The sequence below is a fragment of the Acidimicrobiales bacterium genome (assembly GCA_036399815.1).
Lineage (GTDB): Bacteria > Actinomycetota > Acidimicrobiia > Acidimicrobiales > DASWMK01 > DASWMK01.
In genome coordinates this window covers 1-4,502 of record DASWMK010000038.1, presented here as the reverse complement: position 1 = coordinate 4,502, position 4,502 = coordinate 1, and the positions used below count along the sequence as shown (strand labels likewise).

At 77.9% G+C, this 4,502-nt stretch carries 6 protein-coding genes; 4 read left to right on the top strand and 2 right to left on the bottom strand.

Annotation, left to right across the window (positions count from 1 at the left end; all coding sequences use genetic code 11):
• From VGB14_02395 to VGB14_02380, 4 genes are all read left to right on the top strand, one after another.
• The coding region (locus tag VGB14_02395) for a DJ-1/PfpI family protein (protein ID HEX9991756.1) at positions 1-275 on the top strand (275 nt) is incomplete at its 5' end.
• Positions 276-318: 43 nt separating this feature from the next.
• On the top strand, positions 319-576 hold the full coding sequence (locus VGB14_02390) for a dodecin family protein (protein HEX9991755.1): 258 nt from the start codon (positions 319-321) through the stop codon (positions 574-576).
• A 277-nt stretch (positions 577-853) separates the two neighbouring features.
• Entirely contained in the window at positions 854-1,321 is a 468-nt protein-coding gene (gene rpiB / locus VGB14_02385; protein ID HEX9991754.1) for a ribose 5-phosphate isomerase B, read from the top strand.
• Entirely contained in the window at positions 1,294-2,781 is a 1,488-nt protein-coding gene (locus VGB14_02380; GenBank protein HEX9991753.1) for an LLM class flavin-dependent oxidoreductase, read from the top strand. Before rpiB ends, VGB14_02380 begins: the two co-directional genes overlap by 28 nt.
• A gap of 16 nt (positions 2,782-2,797) precedes the next feature.
• Here VGB14_02380 and VGB14_02375 read toward each other — a convergent pair whose 3' ends face one another.
• Complete coding sequence (locus VGB14_02375; protein HEX9991752.1) at positions 2,798-4,147, bottom strand: glycoside hydrolase family 43 protein; 1,350 nt, start codon at positions 4,145-4,147, stop codon at positions 2,798-2,800.
• Positions 4,144-4,502, bottom strand: a 359-nt coding sequence (locus VGB14_02370) for a hypothetical protein (GenBank protein ID HEX9991751.1), incomplete at its 5' end; no start/stop codon positions are given. The genes VGB14_02375 and VGB14_02370, both read right to left, overlap by 4 nt.

The following is a 4,502-nucleotide window of genomic DNA, read 5'->3' as shown; positions in this document are numbered from 1 at the left end:
TCACCCGGGCGTTCGTGGAGGCGTGCAAGCCGGTCGCGGCGATCTGCCACGGCCCGTGGGTCCTCGTCGAGGCCGGCGTGGTCGCAGGGCGCACGCTCACGTCCTGGCCCAGCCTCCAGACCGACATCCGCAACGCCGGCGGCAACTGGGTCGACGACGAGGTGTGCGTCGACCAGGGCCTCGTCACGAGCCGCAACCCCGGCGACCTCCCCGCCTTCTGCGCGAAGGTCGTCGAGGAGGTAGCCGAGGGCCGCTCGGCCGGCGCCGCCGCCTGATCCCCCGCAGCACCAACCGACAGCGACCAAGGAAGGAGCCCCCATGGCCGACGTGCCCGGTGGCGTCGTGAAGGTGATCGAGCTGGTCGGCAGCTCGCCGAACTCGTTCAGCGACGCCGTCCGCAACGCCGTGCGCACCGCCTCGCAGACCATCAGGAACATCCAGGGCGTCGAGGTGCTCGGCAGCAACGCCGACGTCGACGAGAGCGGGAACCTCACGCTCTACAAGGTCCACTGCAAGATCGCCTTCCTCATCGAGGCCGGCCAGGTCGGCCAGGACCAGGGCGGCGCCACGGTCTGAGGTCGCCCGGCGGGGGCCCCCTCCGCTGCGTGACACTCGGGGCGGAACTGTCACATCATCGACATGCGGCGGGGAGCCCCGGGCCCCGACCCACCACTACGTTGTCGGACGACCAGAAACCCCTCCCATCTGGTCGAACCGCCGGGTCGAGGACCCGCCCCCTCGATCACGGCGATGGGCGCCGGCGGCGCCCATCCCCCGCCGCCGTCGCCAAGGCCGGCCGCCGGCTCCGCTGCCGGCGGCCGGCTCGCGTCCGGGCCGGCGGTACCGTGGACCGATGCGCGTCGCCGTCGGGTCGGACCACGCCGGCTACCGGCTGAAGCAGGCCGTCCTCCGCCACCTCGCCGAGGCCGGCCACGACCCGGTCGACCTCGGCACCCACGGCGAGGAGCCCGTCGACTACCCGCCGATCTGCGCGGCCGTGGCCCGCGAGGTGGTGGCCGGCCGGGCCGACCGGGGCGTGGTCATCGGCGGGTCGGGCCAGGGCGAGGCCATCGCCGCCAACAAGGTGCACGGGGCGAGGGCGGCGCTGTGCCTCGACCTGTGGACGGCCGAGCTGGCCCGCCGCCACAACGACGCCAACGTGCTGTCCCTCGGCGGCCGCGTCCTGGCCGAGCCGCTCGCCGTCGCCGTGCTCGACCTGTTCCTCACCACCCCGTTCGACGGCGGGCGCCACGAGCGGCGGCTCGCCCAGCTGCGCGACATCGAGGCCGAGGAGTGCGGGCGGGGGACGCCGGCGCCCTGACGCCGGCCGAGGTCCGCCTCCCCTCGCCCTGCCTGGTCGTCCTCGTCGGCCCGGCCGGGTCCGGCAAGTCGACGTGGGCGGCGGCGCAGTTCCCCGGCGCCGTCGTGTCCTCCGACGCCATCCGGGCCCTCGTCGGCGAGGGCGAGCACGACCAGCGGGCCAGCCGGGACGCGTTCGACGTCCTCGACCTCGTCGTCGAGCGGCGGCTCCGGCGGGGCCTGACCACGGTGGTCGACACGCTCGGCCTCGACCGCCGCCGCCGCCGGGCCTACCGGTCGATCGCCCGGCGGGCCGGCGCCGCCTGCGTGGCCGTCCCGTTCGACACGCCGGTGGAGGTGTGCCTCGCCCGCAACGCCGCCCGCGACCGGCGGGTGGCCGAGGACGTCGTCCGCTCCCAGGCCGAGGCGATGGCGGGCGTGCTCGGGCGGCTGGCCGACGAGGGCTTCGACGCCGTCGTGCCGCCCGGCCCCGTCCGCCTCGTGCCCCCCGACCTCGTCCACGCCCCGGCCGCCGCGGCCCGCCAGCGGGAGGACCCCGTGCCCCTCGACTTCGACCTCCACGTCGCCCGGTTCGACTGGCCCGGCGGCCGGGCCGAGCTGCCCGCCCGGCTGGCCGCCGTGGCGCGGGCGGCCGAGGCCGCCGGCTTCCGCGGCATCTGGGTGATGGACCACCTCGTCCAGATCCCCCAGGTCGGCCGGGACTGGGAGGACCTGCCCGAGAGCTGGACCACGCTCGGGTTCCTGGCCGGGGCGACGACCACCGCCCGCCTCGGCACCCTCGTCAGCGCCGTCACGCTGCGCGCGGTCGGGCACCTGGCCAAGCTGGTCGCCACCCTCGACGTGCTGTCCGGGGGCCGGGCGGCGTGCGGCATCGGGCTCGGCTGGTACGAGCGGGAGTTCCGGGCCGCCGGCGCCACCCTGCCGCCCGTCGCCGAGCGCTACGCGCTGCTGGAGGACGCCCTCCTCGCCCTCCGTCGCTACTGGGGCCCGGGCGGCCCGCCCTTCGAGGGCCGCCGGCTCTCGGTGCCGGAGACGACCTGCTACCCGCGGCCGCTCCAGGAGCGGGTCCCGGTGCTCGTCGGCGGCTCGGGCGAGCGCCGCACCCTGGCCCTCGTCGCCCGCCACGCCGACGCCTGCAACCTGTTCGGCGACCCGGCCACCGTCCGCCGCAAGGTCGAGGTGCTGGCCGGGCACTGCCGCGACGCCGGCCGCGACCCGGCCGAGGTCCGGGTCACCCACCTCAGCACGGCGCTGCTCGCCCCGGGCCCGTCCGCCGTCGACCGGCTCGGCCGCCAGGCGGCGAGGCTCGGGGCCGGCACGCTCGAGGACCAGGTCGGCCGCTACCGGCTGCTGGCCGAGGCCGGCGTGCAGACGGCGATCGTCCGCCTCGCCGACCTCGACGGCCCCGCCGCCGTCGAGCGCTTCGCCGAGGTCGTCGCCGCCTTCTCCCCCGCCCGCTGACCGCCGGCGCCTGCCCTCAGCCCTGCTCGACGACCGGGCGGCCGTCCTCGAAGCGGACGGTGGCGAGCTGGAGGAGGCGCCGGTTCGGGTAGCCGACGTCGCTCGCCAGCCAGGCGTGGTACGCCATCCGCAGCCGGCCGTCACCGTCCCGGAACAGCTCCTGGCCGCCCGGCCCGGCCAGCCCGCCGCCGCTCGCCAGCACCGGCCCGTCGCCCTTGCGGCACGGCCCGGCCGGCCCGTCGCAGGCCGCCCACCCGACCGCGTAGGCGGCGCTGTTCCAGTCGTTGCCGGAGTAGAAGAGGTGGTAGGCGCCGTCCACCTCCACCATCGACGGCCCCTCCACCACCGAGCCCTCCCAGGGCCGGTCGACGGCGAGCAGCTGGGTGGGCTCGCCGGTCAGGCCGAGGCCGTCGTCGGTCAGGCGCTGGGACCAGATGGCGGCCGGCGACTCGCTCTTCCACACCAGCCACGGGCGGCCGTCGGCGTCGAGGAACGGGCTCGGGTCGATCGAGCCCCGGCGCCCGGCCTGGCACACGAACGGCTCGTCCGAGACGTCCACGAACGGCCCGGCCGGGTGGTCGGCGACGGCGACCGAGATGCACTGGTGGCCCGACGCCGCGACGCGCACCGTGTAGTAGGCGACGACCCGGTCGCCCCGGACGAGCACCGACGGCGCCCACGTGGCGTTCGGGCTGGCCCAGCCGGGCAGGTCCGGCAGGGCGTCGCCCAGCCACCACCACTCCCGCAGGTCCTCCGAGGCGATGGCCTGCACGGTGCCGCCGCCGGCGTTGGTGGCGTACGCGTAGTAGGCGTCCGCCACGTGGAGCACGAACGGGTCGGCGAAGTCGAACGGGAAGGCGTTGGCCTCCTCCGGGGTGCCGAGCGCGTCCTCGGCGTCCCGGCAGGCGCCGGCCACCGCCTGGAGGGCGGCCACCGACCCCGCCGTGTCGTCCCGCTGCGACCGGCTGACGGCCTCGGCCACCCCCCGCACGCACGCCTGGAGGTCGGCGACGGCGGTCGCCTGCTCGCCGGCGTCCTCCCGGCGCCCGGCCAGGGTGCGCTCCACCCCGGCCGCCTGCGCCTCGACCGCGGCCGCGGCCGCGAACAGCTCCTCGCGCTCGTCGGCCCGGTCGGCCGCGGTGGCCAGCGCCTCGGCCGTCCGGTCGCGGGCCTCGGCGGCGTCGGCCTCGGCCTCGTCCGCCGCCGCCTCGGTGGCCAGGCGGGCCGCCTCGGCGCCGACCATGCGGGCGCCGGCGGCGGCGAGCTCCTCCCTGGCGTGGCGGAGGTCGCGGCGCAGCGCCGTGTCGACCCGCAGGCCGGCGACGAGCAGCGCCACGCCCACCACGGCGGCCAGCAGCCGGGTCACGGCTCGGCGACCGCCGCCCGCTCGGCCTCCCCGCACGCGGGGGCGACCTCCTCCAGGCCGTCGATGGCGCTGCGGACGTCGTCCACGGCAACCGCGTTGAGCACCGCCGTCACCCCCCGCAGGCACTCGCGGAGCGCCTCCACCTGGCGGGCCTGGAGCTCGCCGGCCGCCGAGGTGGCCGCCAGCTCGGCCTCGACGGTGGCGAGGCGGTCGCGCGCCGCGGCCAGGCGGGCCGCCGCCTGCTCGCGCTCGCGGGTCCTCGCCGTCAGCTCCTCCTGCGCCGCCCGGAGGCCGGGGCTGGCCGCCGTCAGCTCCGCCAGCGCGGCGCCGGCCCGGTCGGCGGCCGGCGCCGGGG

Excerpts from the sequence above, each read along its gene's own strand:
- VGB14_02390 (HEX9991755.1), top strand. The coding sequence starts at position 319 with ATGGCCGACGTGCCCGGTGGCGTCGTGAAGGTGATCGAGCTGGTCGGC.
- rpiB (HEX9991754.1), top strand. The coding sequence starts at position 854 with ATGCGCGTCGCCGTCGGGTCGGACCACGCCGGCTACCGGCTGAAGCAG.